General features: G+C 67.3%; 15 protein-coding genes. 6 read left to right on the forward strand and 9 right to left on the reverse strand.

All coding sequences use genetic code 11. From position 1 onward, the window contains the following. Positions 1-5: 5 nt before the first annotated feature. The 6 genes from PVZ77_RS14875 to PVZ77_RS14900 are packed head-to-tail and all read left to right on the forward strand — an operon-like array spanning position 6 to position 5,152. A complete protein-coding gene (locus PVZ77_RS14875) occupies positions 6-803 on the forward strand; it encodes an ABC transporter permease (protein WP_273809199.1) in 798 nt (265 codons plus the stop codon). Continuing rightward, on the forward strand, positions 800-1,939 hold the full coding sequence (locus PVZ77_RS14880) for an NAD(P)/FAD-dependent oxidoreductase (protein WP_273809201.1): 1,140 nt from the start codon (positions 800-802) through the stop codon (positions 1,937-1,939). The genes PVZ77_RS14875 and PVZ77_RS14880 overlap by 4 nt, the downstream gene beginning before the upstream one ends. Beyond that, on the forward strand, positions 1,929-2,276 hold the full coding sequence (locus PVZ77_RS14885) for a (2Fe-2S)-binding protein (RefSeq protein ID WP_273809202.1): 348 nt from the start codon (positions 1,929-1,931) through the stop codon (positions 2,274-2,276). The genes PVZ77_RS14880 and PVZ77_RS14885 overlap by 11 nt, the downstream gene beginning before the upstream one ends. Further along, positions 2,273-3,652 carry an FAD/NAD(P)-dependent oxidoreductase gene (locus PVZ77_RS14890; protein ID WP_273809203.1) on the forward strand — a complete coding sequence of 460 codons (1,380 nt, stop codon included), beginning with the start codon at positions 2,273-2,275 and terminating at the stop codon, positions 3,650-3,652. The genes PVZ77_RS14885 and PVZ77_RS14890 overlap by 4 nt, the downstream gene beginning before the upstream one ends. Positions 3,653-3,665: 13 nt before the next feature. Then, complete coding sequence (locus tag PVZ77_RS14895) at positions 3,666-4,832, forward strand: NAD(P)/FAD-dependent oxidoreductase (protein WP_273809204.1); 1,167 nt, start codon at positions 3,666-3,668, stop codon at positions 4,830-4,832. Beyond that, the gene (locus PVZ77_RS14900) at positions 4,793-5,152 is read left to right on the forward strand and encodes a RidA family protein (RefSeq protein ID WP_027596893.1); all 360 of its coding nucleotides are present in this window, start codon (positions 4,793-4,795) and stop codon (positions 5,150-5,152) included. Before PVZ77_RS14895 ends, PVZ77_RS14900 begins: the two co-directional genes overlap by 40 nt. A gap of 77 nt (positions 5,153-5,229) precedes the next feature. Here PVZ77_RS14900 and PVZ77_RS14905 read toward each other — a convergent pair whose 3' ends face one another. The 9 genes from PVZ77_RS14905 to PVZ77_RS14945 form a co-directional block, all read right to left on the reverse strand. Further along, positions 5,230-5,991, reverse strand: coding sequence for a DeoR/GlpR family DNA-binding transcription regulator (locus tag PVZ77_RS14905; RefSeq protein ID WP_273809205.1), 762 nt, complete (start codon positions 5,989-5,991; stop codon positions 5,230-5,232). Positions 5,992-6,046: 55 nt separating this feature from the next. Next, positions 6,047-6,730, reverse strand: a complete 684-nt coding sequence (locus tag PVZ77_RS14910) for an SDR family NAD(P)-dependent oxidoreductase (RefSeq protein WP_273809206.1) — start codon at positions 6,728-6,730, stop codon at positions 6,047-6,049. An 11-nt stretch (positions 6,731-6,741) separates the two neighbouring features. Next, the gene (locus PVZ77_RS14915; protein ID WP_273809207.1) at positions 6,742-7,872 is read right to left on the reverse strand and encodes a sialidase family protein; all 1,131 of its coding nucleotides are present in this window, start codon (positions 7,870-7,872) and stop codon (positions 6,742-6,744) included. Then, positions 7,859-9,271 carry a sodium:solute symporter family protein gene (locus PVZ77_RS14920; protein WP_273809216.1) on the reverse strand — a complete coding sequence of 471 codons (1,413 nt, stop codon included), beginning with the start codon at positions 9,269-9,271 and terminating at the stop codon, positions 7,859-7,861. The genes PVZ77_RS14915 and PVZ77_RS14920 overlap by 14 nt, the downstream gene beginning before the upstream one ends. A 78-nt stretch (positions 9,272-9,349) precedes the next feature. Continuing rightward, entirely contained in the window at positions 9,350-10,675 is a 1,326-nt protein-coding gene (locus tag PVZ77_RS14925; protein ID WP_273809217.1) for an MFS transporter, read from the reverse strand. A gap of 26 nt (positions 10,676-10,701) precedes the next feature. Further along, the gene (locus PVZ77_RS14930) at positions 10,702-11,652 is read right to left on the reverse strand and encodes a phosphoglycerate dehydrogenase (protein ID WP_273809219.1); all 951 of its coding nucleotides are present in this window, start codon (positions 11,650-11,652) and stop codon (positions 10,702-10,704) included. Positions 11,653-11,663: 11 nt separating this feature from the next. Beyond that, positions 11,664-12,677 carry a 4-hydroxythreonine-4-phosphate dehydrogenase PdxA gene (gene pdxA, locus PVZ77_RS14935; RefSeq protein ID WP_273809221.1) on the reverse strand — a complete coding sequence of 338 codons (1,014 nt, stop codon included), beginning with the start codon at positions 12,675-12,677 and terminating at the stop codon, positions 11,664-11,666. Continuing rightward, positions 12,670-13,923: a four-carbon acid sugar kinase family protein gene (locus PVZ77_RS14940; protein WP_273809223.1), complete on the reverse strand. Its 1,254-nt coding sequence runs from the start codon at positions 13,921-13,923 to the stop codon at positions 12,670-12,672. The genes pdxA and PVZ77_RS14940 overlap by 8 nt, the downstream gene beginning before the upstream one ends. Further along, entirely contained in the window at positions 13,920-15,086 is a 1,167-nt protein-coding gene (locus PVZ77_RS14945) for an iron-containing alcohol dehydrogenase (RefSeq protein WP_273809226.1), read from the reverse strand. Before PVZ77_RS14945 ends, PVZ77_RS14940 begins: the two co-directional genes overlap by 4 nt. Positions 15,087-15,095 lie beyond the last annotated feature (9 nt).

Raw genomic sequence — 15,095 nt, forward strand, 5'->3', positions numbered from 1 at the left:
TCGCCATGTACCGAAACGGTTTCTTCTCTCTTGCCTTTCATACGCTCTTCATCGCCTTCATCGTCGCGCCGCTGGTGGTGGTGATGGCGGTGTCCTTTACCGGCGAAGGCTTCATCTCGCTGCCCTCTGGTGGCCTGTCGCTGCGCTGGTTTGAGGCGCTGTGGGCCAACCAGGAAATGGTCGACGCCTTCTGGCTGTCGCTCAAGCTGGGCCTGGTGTCGGCGACGGTCGCCACCCTGCTGGCGGTCCCCGCGGCGCTGGCCATCAGTCGCTACGACTTTCCCGGACACGGGGCGATCACCGGCTTTCTGATGTCGCCGCTGATGATTCCCTCGGTGGTGCTGGGGATCGCCTTCCTGCGCTTCTTTTCCCTCACCCAGGTAGGCGGCTCGCTGTGGGCGCTAAGCATCACCCACGTCATCGTCGTGCTGCCCTATGCCTTGCGCCTGACGCTGGCGTCCACCATTGGCCTGGAACGCGACGCGGAACACGCGGCGCTATCCCTGGGCGCCAATCGGCTGCAGACCTTCTGGCGGGTGATCCTGCCGCGGATCCGCACCGGCGTGGTCGGTGGTTGGCTGCTCGCCTTCATCCAGAGTTTCGACGAGTTGACCATGACGGTCTTCGTCGCCACGCCTGGCACCACGACCCTACCGGTCGCCATGTACAACCAGATTTCCCAGACCATCGATCCCCTGATCACGGCGGCCTCCACGGTGCTGATCCTGGGCACCCTGGCGGTGATGCTGCTGCTGGATCGGCTCGTCGGTCTGGATCGGGTGCTGATCGGAGAGAAGCAATGAACGACAGCAGCGTACCCACTTCGGCGGAGGTCATCGTGGTTGGCGGTGGACTGGTCGGCATGGCGGTGGCCTATGGCCTGGCGAAGGCCGGTACCAGGACGCTCGTGCTCGACCAGGGCGATGACGCCTTCCGCGCTTCCCGGGGCAACTTCGGTCTGGTCTGGGTGCAGGGCAAGGGCTTCGATCGCCTCGAATATTCTCGCTGGACGCGTTCCTCGGCATTGGCTTGGGCTGGGCTGGCCGAGGATCTGCTGGCAGAGACGGACGTCGATGTCCGCCTGAAGCAGCCCGGCGGCTTTCACATGTGCTTTTCCGATCAGGAGCTGGCGGAGCGGCAGGCGCGGCTGGCAGGTATGCAGGCGGGCCTGGGCGATTACCCCTTCGAGATGCTGGATCAGGCGGATCTGCGGGCACGCTTGCCCGGTATCGGTCCGAAGGTCGTCGGGGCGAGCTACACGCCCATGGATGGCCATGTGAATCCGCTCAAGCTCCTGCGGGCTTTGCATGCGGGAGCGCAGCACCACGGGGCGACGGTACTGGGGCGGATGCCGGTCGAGCGGATCGACTCCGCGCCTGGCGAATTCACCGTGGTCACCCCCGGTCAGCGCTTCACCGCGCCGCGCCTGGTGCTGGCGGCGGGCCTGGGCAATCGGCCGCTGGGGGAGCAGGTCGGACTGCATGCCCCGGTCGCGCCAAATCGTGGGCAGGTATTGGTCAGTGAGCGGGTTCGCCCCTTCCTGGACTACCCGACGATCAATGTGCGCCAGACCGACGAGGGCAGCGTGCAGCTCGGCGACTCGATGGAGGAGGTCGGCTTCAACGACCTCACCACCACCGACGTGCTCGCCAGGATCGCCCAGCGTGGCGTCAACACCTTCCCGCTGCTGGCTGACGTGCGCCTGGTGCGCGCCTGGGGCGCCCTGCGCGTCATGAGCCCGGATGGCTATCCGATCTATCAAGAGTCCGCCTCGCATCCCGGCGCCTTCGTCGTCACCTGCCACAGCGGCGTGACCCTGGCCGCAGCGCATGCGACCCGAATCGCGCCCTGGGTCCGCGGCGGTGAACAGCCGGAAGAGCTGGCGGTATTCGCCGGCGAACGTTTTCTCACGGGGGAGGTGTTTTCCCATGCCCACTGATTCCTTGTTTCGCCGCGTGGACGCCGAAGGCGGCCGTCTCATCACCCTGACCTTCGACGACCAGGCCTTCCAGGTGCCGAACGGTCTTACGGTTGCCGCCGCCTTGCTGCTGGCGGGCGTACGTCGGTTCCGCACCTCACCGGTAGGCGGTGAAGCCCGTGCACCCTATTGCATGATGGGCGTGTGCTTCGAATGCCTGGTCGAGATCGATGGGGTGCCGAGTCGCCAGAGTTGCCTGATCGAGGCGGCCGACGGCATGCGCATCCGTTCGCAGCAGGGCGCCCGGGAGCTGCCTTTCATCGCCGTCGAGCCCGTGGTGATGGAGGTGCAGCCATGAATCTCGAACCTATAGACGTCGTCGTCATCGGTGCGGGTCCTGCCGGCATGGCCGGGGCGCGAACCCTGGCGGATCTGGGGCTCTCCGTCGTGCTGCTGGATGAACAGGCCGCGGTGGGCGGGCAGATCTATCGCGGCATCGCCAGCGCCTCACCCGCGCGTCGCACCCTGCTCGGGCCGGACTATGCGGCCGGCGCCAGCTTGGCGGATGCATTGAAGAACACTACCGTGCGCCACGAGACGGGGGCGTCCGTCTGGCAGATCATCCGCGAGCGTCAGGTGCATTATCTCAAGGACGGACGGGTACGTTCATTCGCCGCCAGGGCTGTACTGCTGGCGACCGGCGCTATGGAGCGGCCCTTTCCCATTCCCGGCTGGACCCTGCCCGGAGTGATGACCGCTGGGGCCGCGCAGATCCTGCTCAAGACCGCCGGCATCGGTCCGCAGGGACCGGTGGTGCTGGCCGGGTGCGGGCCGCTGCTCTACCTGCTCGGCTGGCAATACCTGCGGGCGGGCATCCCCATCGCGGCCCTGGTGGACACTAGTCGCCGTGAGGACTACTGGCGCGCCCGGGGCCATTTGCTGGCGGCCCTTAGGGCCTGGCCCTACCTGCGCAAGGGCGTCTCGCTGCTGCGCGCCTTACGCAAAGGCGAGGTCCCGCACTACACCGGTGCCGAGCAACTGCAGGTCGAAGGGGAAGGGCAGGCGCAGGCGCTCAGCTTCGTCGTCGATGGGCAGGCACAGCGCGTTCGAGCCAACACCGTGTTGCTGCACCAGGGCGTGGTGCCGAACATCCAGTTCACCCAGGCCCTCCGGGCCCAGCATCGCTGGGATGATGCGCAGTTGTGCTTCGTACCTGAAACCGACCAATGGGGCGCGCTCGATGTGCCCTTCATCTCGGTGGCCGGCGATGGCGCGGGTATCGGTGGCGCCCAGGCCGCGGCCTTGCAGGGGCAGCTCGCGGCGCTCGGGCTGGCGCGCAGCCTCGGCCAGCTCACCCCGGCTCAGCGCGATGCCCAGGCCGCACCCTTGCGTGCGGAGCTGGAACGCAACCTGCGTATCCGTCCCTTCCTTGATGCCCTGTATCGCCCCCGCGAGGAGAACCGCATTCCCGCGCGTGACGACGTCACCATCTGCCGATGCGAAGAGGTCACGGCAGGCGATGTCCGCCGCTTCGTCGAGCTGGGCTGCAGTGGTCCGAACCAGGCGAAATCCTTCGGGCGCTGCGGCATGGGCCCCTGTCAGGGGCGCATGTGCGGACTGACCGTCACCGAGATCATCGCCAAGTCACGCGGGCTCACGCCCGACGAGGTGGGCTATTACCGTATTCGGCCACCGATCAAGCCCATCACCCTGGGAGAACTCGCCAGTGGCTGACAGGACGGCAGGCGTGATCGTCATTGGCGCCGGGCTGCATGGGTTGAGCACGGCCTGGCAGCTCGCGCAGCGCGGCGTGGGGGTAATCGTGCTCGAAGCCGACTACGCCGGACGGCATGCCTCTGGGGTGAACGCCGGCGGGGTGCGGACGCTCGGTCGGCATCTCGCGGAAATCCCACTGGCGCTGGCGTCGCGCGCGCTCTGGCACAACCTGCCGGAGCTGCTAGGAACCGATGCCAGTTTCGTTGCCAGCGGCCAGCTCAAGTTGGCCGAAACCGACGCAGAGCTGCAGGACTGTCGGGATCGAGTCGCCGAACTGCAGGCCCATGGCTTCACTCATGAGGTGCTCATCGATCGGCAGGAGGTTTTCGAACTCCTGCCAACGGTCGCGCCCCATGTGGTGGGGGGTATATGGGTGGCGGACGATGGCTACGCGACGCCTTACCGCGTAGTGACTGCGGTTCGGCAGGCAGCGGAGCGCCTGGGTGTGGTGCTGCATGAGCAGACGCCGGCGCTGTCCATCAGCCAGCGAGGCACGCGTTGGCAGGTCGAGACGCGCCAAGGGCGGTTCGAGGCGGACCAGCTGGTGGTGACGGCCGGTGCCTGGGCGGGACGGCTGGCTGCCGAGGTGGGCGAACCGGTCCCTACCTATCCACAAGGGCTGATGCTGATGGTGACCCATCGGGTGGCGCCCTTCTGCAGTCAGGTGCTCGGGGCCACTGGCCGCGCCCTATCCTTCAAGCAATTCGACAACGGCACAGTGGTCATTGGCGGCAAGTTGATCGGTGCTCTGGACTTCGACGCTCGCCATGGCGAAGTCGATATCGCTCGTCTGGTGACCAGTGCCCAGACCGTGACGGATCTCTTTCCGCACCTCAGGCACCTCGGCATCAACCGCGCCTGGTCCGGTATCGAAGCCTTCACCGAAGATGATCTACCCGTCATCTCGAACAGCAGTCGCGCCAGTGGCCTGACCTACTCGTTCGGTTACTGCGGCAGCGGTTTCCAGATGAGCCTCGGCACCGGTCAGCGGGTCGCGCAGCTGGTGCTGGGCGAGTCGTCATCCATCGATTTTGCGGCCTTTGCCATCGATCGCTTTCACAAAAATTCCTCAACCCCCAGGCCACCCAAGGAGCCTATATGCAACCCATTACCCGTATCGAAACCAACCAGCGCATGAGCCGGGTCGTCCAGTACAAGGGTGGCATCACCTTCGTCGGCGGCCAGACCGCCAACGACCGCACCCAGGACATCAAGGGGCAGACCGCGCAGGTCCTGCAGAAGATCGACGACTACCTGGCCAAGGTCGGCCTGGACAAGACGCGCATCCTCAGCGCCCAGGTGTGGCTGTCGGACATCCAGGCCAATTTCGCCGGCATGAACGAAGTGTGGGACGCCTGGGCCCCGGAAGGGCAGGCACCCGCGCGGGCCACGGTGGAATCCAGGCTGGCGGCGCCGGAATTGCTGGTCGAGATCGCCATCGTCGCGGCAGCGGAGTGATAGAAGGCGCATCGGCTCGCATGAGGCGGTGCGCCTATCGGTAATCACCAGCGGCTAGCGACGCCGGGATAGGTCGCTCAGGACACCACTTCGACGCGAACCAGGCCCTGCTGCCTGAAGGGGGTGAGGACGTCGCTCGCCGTGGCATCGGTGATCAGGGTCCAATCCGTCTTGAGCGGCGTCCAGTATTGCTGGCGATCACGCCCCAGCTTGGTCGAGTCGGCGAGCACGAAGACCTCGGCGGCCTGCTGGATCATCAGCTCCTTGAGGTAGGCCTGCTCGGTACTGGCCTCGCACAGGCCGCGGCCGGCCACCACGCCGTCCGCGCTGAGGAAGACCTTGTCGGCCGACAGCCGCTCCAGCATGGTGAAGGCCGCCGGGCCGAAGGTGGACATGCTGCCGGGGCGCAGGTCGCCGCCGAGCAGGGTGACGTGGCCTTCAGGCAGATCACGCAGCAGCGGCACCGCCAGCAGGTTGTTGGTGATGACGTGCAGGCCGCGTCTTTCATTGAGCAGCTTGGCCAGGGCGGCAGTGGTGGTGCCGCCGTCCAGCACCAGGGTGTCGTTATCCTTGATGTGGGCGAGGGCGGCGCGGGCAAGCAGGGCCTTTTCCGGGCCGGACTGGTTGCTGCGTTGCTCCAGGGATGGCTCGGGCTCACGGGTGCCGATGTGGGTCGCGCCGCCATAGGTCCGCAGGATCTGGCCTTCTTCCGCGAGGGCGGTGAGGTCGCGGCGGACCGTGGCTTCCGACACCCCCAGATGCCGGCAGAGGGTTTCGACGTTGGTGTGACCAGCCAGGACCAGTTCGAGGATGGCCTGGCGACGTTTGGCGACCTTCATGGGGAATCCATCGGGAGAGACCGCGCTACTCTAGCGCAGTCACGCTTCCCCCACATCACAGCGACGCGCCACCACAGACCGTCAGCGTCTGGCCGGTGAGGGCGCCGGCATCCGGACCGAGCAGGAAGGCGGTCAGGCCCGCGATCTCTTCAGGCTGCACGTAGCGGCCCAGCGGGGGCAGCCGCGGCGGGGTGCCGGCACGACCCGGATCACGCAGCATGGGCGTCTCGGTTGCCCCAGGCGCCACCAGGTTCACGGTGATGCCACGCGAGGCCAACTCCAGCGCCCAGGAGCGCACCAGACCCACCAGGGCCGCCTTGGTGGCGGCGTACTGGCTGCGTCCAGCGGCGCCCTGCATGGTGCGGCTGCCGATCAGCACGATACGACCGCCTGCGGCGAGGCGCTCGATCAGGCGATCCACCAGCCGGCTGGCCACGGCGACGTGCAGGTGCCACATGGCGGCGCCATCGGCCGGATCAAGGGTGCCCAGGGGCGCGGTACGCATGAAGCCGGCCGCGTGAACGATGGCATCCAGCGGACCGCTGTCGGCCAGCACGGCGTCCAGTGCCTGGTCATCGGCCAGATCGACGCCGATCCAGGTCAGCGCCGGATGCGGCTGTTCCGGCGGGCGGCGGCTGAGGCCGGTCACCCGCCAGCCTTCGGCGAGCAGGCGCTGGGCGATGGCCGCGCCGATGCCGGAGCTGACGCCGGTCACCAGGGCATGAGGCTGAGTCGTCATCGCCGTCTCCTCTAACGCAGCGCGGCCAGCGGCAGCCGGACGTGCTTGATGCGTTGGCGGAAGTAGGTGAAGGCCAGGTGCACATCCCCGTCGGCCGCCTGCACCAGGCTCGGGTAGGAGTACTCGCGATTGAGCTTCTCGGTGGAATTGTTGGTCAGGCAATAGCCATCGCCGGCCTCGACGTCCAGGCGCCGCCAGCTGTGACCCTCATCCGTAGACACGGCCAGACTCATCGGGCCGCGCGGCACGCCCCAGACAGCGGCGCGCTCGCCGTCCTTCGCCACCGGATCGACACGGCTGTCACCATCGTCGATCTCGTCGTAGAGCGAGGCGCGGCGCTCGCTGTAGTCGGCGGCGCTGGTGGGGTTGTAGGCCACGACCAATTCGCCGCTGGCGAGGCGAACGAACTGGATCGAGGAGTTGTTGTTGGGCAGGGCCGTCGGCGTGGGTGCGCTCCAGCTACGACCGCCATCCTGGGAGCGGCTGGTGTGGATGAAGTCGGCCCAGCGACTGCGGAACAGCGCCAGCAGGCTGCCGTCACCCAGCCGCTGGATATTCATGTGCACGCAGCCGGTGCTCTCGGGTACCGGGTGCTCGTTCCAGCTGCGGCCCTGATCGCTCGACACCAGCACTGCGCTGGTGTCATGGCTGCCCACCCACTTCTCGCCGGGGCGGGCGATGCAGTGGAAGATCGGCAGCAGCCAGTCACCGTTGGCGAGCACCACCGGCGGCTGGCGCACGAAGGTCCCGGGGGTGTCGATCAGCGTCTCGATGGCGCCCCAGCTGTGACCACCGTCCATGGATAGCCGGCGCCGGACGATGGCGGTGTCCTGGTTGCCGGCCACCTGGGCCGTCCACAGCAGCCACAGCGGGCCGTTTGGCGCCTGGAACAGGATGGGATTCTGCTCGGAGCGAGCCGGGTCGTCCGACAGCTGTACGGGATCGCTCCAGGTACCTGTGACCGGATCGCGGCGGCTCAGCAGCACCGAGATATCGGCCTTGCCCTCCTGGGTGCCGGCGAACCAGGTGCACAGCAGGGTGCCGTCAGGCTGGGCCAGCAGGTTGGCGGCGTGATTTTGCGGGTAAGGCGTCGGCAGGAAGGCGTCCTGGCGGCCGGCGATGGCGATTTCAGTGGTGGACATGGGGGACCTCGGCAGGGGCGGCTTTGGCGGCGGACTGGGGGAAGAGACGTTCGATGACCACGACGATGGCGGGCGTCGCCAGGGCAACGTACATGTTGTCGATGCCATAGGGGTTGCCCAGCAGATACCAGACGCTGGTGGTGATGGTCGAGGCCAGCAGGCCGAGGGTCGCGCCCCGGTTGGTGGCGAACAGCGGCAGGTAGATGGCGATCATGGCGATCACCGCGATGGACAGGCGCAGCGCCCGGGTAAAGAACGACAGGTTGAGGATCTCGGGCACGAAGAACACGAAGAACAGCGGCACGAAGCCGATGATCAGGGAGATCACCCGGGTGGCCTTGAATTCACGCTCGGGCGTCGGCTTGCGCAGCGGCACATAGAAGTCGCGGACCACCAGCGAGGCGATGGCCAGGGCCACGGTGCTGACACTGACGAAGATGGAGGCGACCAGCGAAATGGTCACTACGCCGGCCAGCACCGGATGCATCGACTGCAGGAAGACGGGCAGGGCGTAGAGGCTGCTCATCTCCGGATGCAGGTACTTGGACGCGACCCCGATGAAGCCCAGCGCCAGGGAGATGGGAATGCACAGCAGCGAGGCGTGGAAGGTCGAGCGTTGGGCGGCGCGGGCATCCTTGGTCGAGGAAATCGCCTGGATGATGAACTGGGTGGAGAAGATTGCGCCGACGGTACCGATGATCCAGGCGAAGATCTTGCTGCCGCCGATGGCGCCGTCCCAGGTGAAGTAGTGCTCCGGCATGTTCTGCATGACCGGGGTGAAGCCGCCGGTCAGGTGCAGGGCCACGCCCAAGACGATGAACACGCCCACGTACTTGACCGCGGTGTGCAGGACACTGACGTAGGCCACGCTCTTCAGCCCGCCGAACGCGTAGTACAGGGTACTGACGATGGCGGTGATGAAGGCCGCAGTGGGCAGGTTGATCTTGAGCACGGTGGCGATGGCCGCGGCGCCGCTGACGTAGTTGCCCACGTTCACCAGCAAGAGGGCGTAGATCATGATGATCGACACCATCAGCTTGGTGGACAGGCCGTACTTCTGGGCGATGAAGCCGGAGATGGTGAATTCACCGGACGCATAGAGCTTGCGCGCCATCAGCAGGCCGAACAGCGGAAAGCCGATCGCCGCGGCGATCACCGACCAGGAGGCCGCGAAACCGCTCTCGAAGGCCGCCTGGGCAGTGCCCACCGTCGACTTGGCCCCGATGAATTCCGACATCATCAGGATACCCACCACGAAGGCGGGCATGCTGCGCGCGGCCACCATGAATTCGCCGCTGGTGCGGCTGCGCAGGCGGATGCTGAGCCAGGTGGTGAAGAGGATGTAGACCACTACCATCCCGATGATGATGGCAGTGCTTTGCACGTCGAACGTCTGCATGGAAATCGCTCCGTGTTGTTGTTGTACGAGCTTTTTCACAGGGCGCCGGCAGGCCGCCGACGCCCTGGGCGAGGAACGTCAGTGGCTGGGTTGGCCGGCGCCCAGCAGGTCCGCCTCCGGGTCATCCTCGGTGACGATGGGTTCCACCCGGCCGAGCAGGAACAGGTAGTTGAGGATGGCTGCCACGATCAGCGCCGCCGAGAACAGCAGGGCGATGTTGAAGGAACCGGTGCTGGCCACGATGAAGCCGGTGACGATGGGGCCGACCACGCCGCCCATGTTGGAAACCGAGTTCTGCAGGCCGGCCAGCATGGAGGTCATGCCGCGCGGGGCGATGTCTCCGGGCATGGCCCACACCTGGGTGGCGGCCACGGTGGTGCCGGACTTGGCGATGCACAGCAGCACGATCGCGATCCAGGCCGATTCGGCGAAGGCGGCCAGGCCGATGCAGGAGGCCATCAGCAGACCGACGATCAGAAAGGTCTTGCGGATCGTGGTCAGCGAATAGCGGCCACTGCGGTAGATGCGGTCCGACAGCCAGCCGGCGAAGACTTCCACCACCATGGCGATCAGCAGCGGCAGCGCCGCCATGAAGCCCATGGAGATGAGGTCCATGCCCTTTTCCTTGACCAGGTAGGTGGGCAGCCAGGTGATGAAGAAGTAGGAGTTGTAGTTGATGAAGAAGAAGCCCAGGCACATGGCCCAGACGTTGCGGTAGCGCAAGAGCTCGTACCAGCGCATGGCCGGCTTCTCGCCATTGCCTTCGCGGCGCCGCTGGCCTTCGCGGATGTAGCGCAGCTCGGCCTCGTTGATGCGCGGATGGTCTTCTGGATCGTTGCGGTAGAAGGCGAACCAGGCCAGGGCCCAGAGGATGCCGAGGGCGCCGCTGATGACGAACGTCAACTTCCAGCCGAACACCGCGATCAGGCCGACGATCAGCGGCATGGCCACCGCGCCGCCAAATTTGGAACCGCTGTCGAAGATGCCCGAGACAGTGGCGCGCTCCTTGTCGGGAAACCAGCGCGAGGTGATGCCGGCGTTGCTCGGGTAGGCCGCCGCCTCGCCGATGCCCAGGCCGATGCGCAAGGCGAACAGCGACTTGAAGCCCGTGGCAAGGCCGGTCAGGGCAGTCGCCAGCGACCACCAGAGCACCGCGCCGCCCAGGGTGGCCTTCTGACCGAAGCGGTCGGCCAGCCAGCCCGCGGGCAACTGCAGCAGGGCGTACGACCAGAAGAAGGCCGACATGATCAGCCCCATCTCGGTCGCGTTGAGGGCGAATTCCTTGCTGATGAAGGGCGCGGCGGCGGAGAGCACCACCCGGTCGATGTAGTTGATGGCGATCGCTGTCCACATCAGTCCGGCGATGATCCAGCGAATCCTGGTGGCCTTGTTGTTGTTATCCATGATCAGGTTCCGAAAGGGGTAGGGGGTCAGGGGGCGACGACGACGGACTCCAGAGCGCTGTTGCCGGTGAGGGCGGCGACCACGTTGCGGGCGCAGGTGAGGCTGAGGATGTCCAGCGCACCCGGGGTGTAGCCGGCGATGTGCGGGGACACCACCACGGTCGGCAGCTCGTACAGCGGGTGCTGGCTGGCCGGCTCGTCCTCGAACACGTCCAGGGCCGCACCGCCCAGGAGGCCGTTGCGCAACGCCTGGTAGAGCGCCTCTTCATCGACGATGCCGCCGCGTGCGGCGTTGATCAGATGGGCGCCCGGCTTCATCAGGCCGAGTCGCCGTGCGTCCAGCAGGTGGCGAGTGGCGTCGGACAGGCCGATGTGCAGGGTGACGAAATCGGCTTCGGCAAGGAGTTCGTCGAGGTCGTGAAACTCGATGCGTTCGCGGTCGGCGAAGGCCTGATCGGGATAGGGGTCATGGGCGATGACGCGCATGGCGAAGCCACTGGCGCGCCGTGCGACTTCCTTGCCGATGCTGCCCAGGCCGACGATGCCCAGGGTCTTGCCGTGGACATCCGCGCCGAACAGCCGTGGCCATTCGCCGGCGCGGGTTTCACGGTCGGCGCGGGCGACCTGGCGGGCCGAGGCCAGCAGCAGGGCGAAGGTGTAGTCGGCCACCGCGTGGCGGTTGGAGTTGGGCACGTTGCACACGGTCACGCCGCTGGCGCGGGCCGCGTCCAGGTCGATGTTGTCGACCCCGACGCCGTGCTTGCACACCAGGCGCAGCTGCGGCAGGGCCGCGAAGGTGGCGGCGTCGAAGACATTGAACGCGGTGATGGCCGCCTGGCAGTCGGCGGCCGCGGCGATGAAACCCTCGGTATCGATGTCGGCGGGCAAGGTCACCACATCGATGCCGTGGCGGGCCAGCAACTCTAGCGGTTCCCGGGAGTACTTGGCGAAGGACGGCGAGGTGCAGACAACTTTCATGGTCATGCTCCTCACGCAGCCCGGCTGGCGCGGTGTCGGCTGGCGAGTTCGGTGGCCTGGCGCAGCGCCTCGATGAGGCTGCGCTCGTCGGCGATGCCCTTGCCGGCGATGTCGAAAGCGGTGCCGTGGTCCACCGAGGTGCGGATCACCGGCAGGCCGACGGTGACGTTGACGCCGGCTTCCAGGCCCATGACCTTGACCGGGCCATGGCCCTGGTCGTGGTACATGGCCACGACGCAATCGAAATCGCCACGACCGGCGCGGAAGAACAGGGTGTCCGCAGGCAGCGGGCCTTCCACGCGCCAGCCGCGGGTGCGCAGTTCGTCGATGGCCGGCTGGATCTTGGTTTCTTCTTCCCCGTAGCCGAACAGGCCGTTCTCGCCGGCATGCGGGTTGATACCGCAGACGGCGATCAGGGGATCCTGGATGCCGGCCCGCTGCAGAGTCGCGTGGGCGCGCTCGATGGTGCGCTTGACCAAGCCCGGTTCGATGCGCGCGATGGCATCGATGATGCCGATGTGCGTGGTGACGTGGATGACCTTGAGGATCGGCGTCATCAGCATCATCGACACCTCCTCGGTGCCGGTGAGGTGCGCCAGCAGCTCGGTGTGGCCCGGGAAGATATGGCCGCCCGCGTGCAGGGCTTCCTTGTTCAGCGGGGCGGTGCAGATGGCATCGAGTTCACCGGCGGAGGTGAGCTGCACGGTGCGTTCGATGTAGCGATAGGCGGCGTCGCCGGCCAGCGCGGACAGCTTGCCGTAGGGCAGGTCGGCGGGAATCAGCCCGAGGTCGATGCAATCCACCACGCCGGGTTGGAAGCGCGCCTGATCGGGGCGCTCGATGGCGTTGATCTGCAGGCGACCGCCGACGATGCGATTGGCATCCTCCAGGCGACCCGCGTCGCCAATGACCAGCGGCTGGCAACTGTCGTACACCGAGGCGTGGGCCAGGGACTTCATGATGATCTCGGGACCGACGCCGGTGGCGTCACCCATGGTGATGCCGATGACGGGACGTTCAGACATGGTGGGCTTCCTTCTGCAGGCAGGCCGTGGCGGCCTGTGCGGGTAGGCTGGCGCGCAGGTGGCGCCAGGCGTCGAGGAGGGTGTCGGGTTGGCCGAAGCCGCCGGCCTTGGTCACTACCCGCAGGGCGCGACCACGCCAGCGGGTGCTAGCCAGGGCCACGCCCGGTGCGAGGGCGCCGTGCAGGTCCAGCGCCGTGATGCCGGCCTGGGCGAGCAGGGCGCGAGCGGTTTCGCCGCCAGTGGCCATGAGGGCGGCGGCCTCCTGCAGGGCGGGCTGCAGCAGTTCGGCCAGGGCCTGGCTTAGGGCCACGGCCTGGCGCGGATCCCGGGCCTGTTGGTCAAGACTGACCAGGACGTCTTCGCCGCGGGCGAGCTGCCGAGCGAGGGCCATGGCCAGCGCGGTACGCTCGGCGGCGCGCTGCGGCTCCAGCAGCCAGGCAGGGGCCAGCCGCTGCCAGTGTTGGCCGCTCCCCGCCACCAGACGCTCGGCCTGCGCCTGGGAGTGCCGCGACATGCTGCCCACCACCGTGAGGATCGGGCCGTCGCTCAGAGGGCGGAGCGCGGTATGGCCGGTCAGGCCCAGCGCTGCAGGCAGCGCCTCGGCCAGGCCCGCGGAGCCGACCCAGAACAGCTGCTGCGCCAGGGGCGCGGAAGCCCGGGCCAGCGCCTCAAGGTCCGTTTGGCGCTCGGCGTCGCAGACCAGCGCGGGCAGACCACTGTCCAGCGCGCGGCGCAGGGCGACGGCCAGGGCCACCGGCTGACGCAGGGTGGCGAGGTCGAGCCGGGCACAGCTGATGCCGTGATCGGTCAGTTGAGCGACCAGATCGGCACTGCCGGTCAGGCCCTCGTTGCGCCAGACATCGGTTTGGTCGACCGGTACGCCGTCCAGGTACTGGAGTCCACCCTGGGTCGTGCGGCCCAGTGCCGGGTAGGCGGGCGCAACCAGGGCCAGGCCGCGCGGGGCCAGGGCCGCCACCTCGGCGGCGACATTGCCACGCAGGGTGGAGTCGATCTTCTTATAGAGCGCGGCGCCCGCCAACGCCGGGTGCCCGAGCAATGCGGCATGGCGCGCGGCGGCCGCACGCGTGTCCAGTCGACGGCTGTCCAGATCCAGTGCTGTCACCGGCGCCTGGGCATCCAGGGCCTCGGCGTCGAGCAGCACCCGGGTCGCCTGGGCCTTGGCAAAGCCCAGGGCGCAGTCCGCGGCGCCGCTGAGGTCGTCGGCCAGGATCAGCAGGCGGGTCATGGCAGCAGGCGCCGGTACAGTGCCTGGATGTCGTCCAGGCTCAGCGGCTTGGGATTGTTGACCATCAGCCGGGTGACCTTGGAGGCCGCCACGGCCATGTCCGGCAGGTGCTCCTCGCGCACGCCAAAGGCGGCCAGGTCCTGGGGAATTTCCAGGGTGGCGGTCCAGGCGGCGATCTGCTCGATCAGCTTGTGCGCGGCGGCTTCGTCGCTGTCCTCCTCGCGGGCCAGGCCGCAGACCACGGCGGCGCGCTTCAGGCGCGGCGCGCAACTGTCCAGGTTGAAGGCCATGACATGGGGCAGCAGCATGGCATTGGCCACGCCGTGGGTGACGTGGAACTTGCCGCCCAAGGGATAGGCTAGCGCATGGACAGCGGCCGTGCCGGCGGCGGTCAGGGCCACGCCGCCATAGGTGGAGCCGAGCAGCATGTCGCTGCGGGCGCGTACCGAATCCGGCTGCTGATAGGCCTCGACGATGCTGCCGGCGATCAGGCGCATGGACTCCAGGGCGAAGGTATCGCTGACCGGATTAGCCTTGTTGGAGATGAAGGACTCCAGGGAGTGGGTGAAGGCGTCCATCCCGGTAGCCGCGGTGATGGCCTTGGGCAGGCTCAGGGTCAGCAGCGGATCGAGTAGCACCAGGGCGGGCAGCAGGTGGCGGCTGACCACGCCCACTTTCAGCTCTTCGTCGGGCAGGGTGACGATGGCATTGGGCGTCACTTCCGAGCCGGTGCCGGCAGTAGTCGGGACCAGCACGGTGGGCAGCCCGGCGCGGGCCACCTGGTCGATGCCGAGCATGGATTTGAGCGACTGCTCGTTGGTGAGCATGACCGCGAACAGCTTGGCGGCGTCCAGCACCGAGCCGCCGCCGATGGCCAGCAGGGCGTCCGGTTGGCGCGGTGCGACCTGCTCGCGAAAGACCTGCTCGATGTTCTCAAGGGTCGGCTCGATCTCGACGTTGTCGATCACCGCCACGTCGATGTCGCGGGCAGCCAGTTGCGCCTTGACGCGCTCGGTCACGCCCAGGCCATGCATGGCGTTCTGGGTGACCAGCACCACGCGGCGCAGCGGGACGTCGAGGAGGGCGAGCTTGTCGCCGAGCTGATCCAGGGCGCCGGCGCCATGGATCAGGTGTTTGACGGTCTGGAAATGATAGAGGGACATGGGCGCTCC

This window comes from Pseudomonas sp. SHLD1, assembly GCF_028640935.1.
In the GTDB taxonomy this organism is placed as follows: Bacteria; Pseudomonadota; Gammaproteobacteria; order Pseudomonadales; family Pseudomonadaceae; genus Chryseomonas; species Chryseomonas aestiva.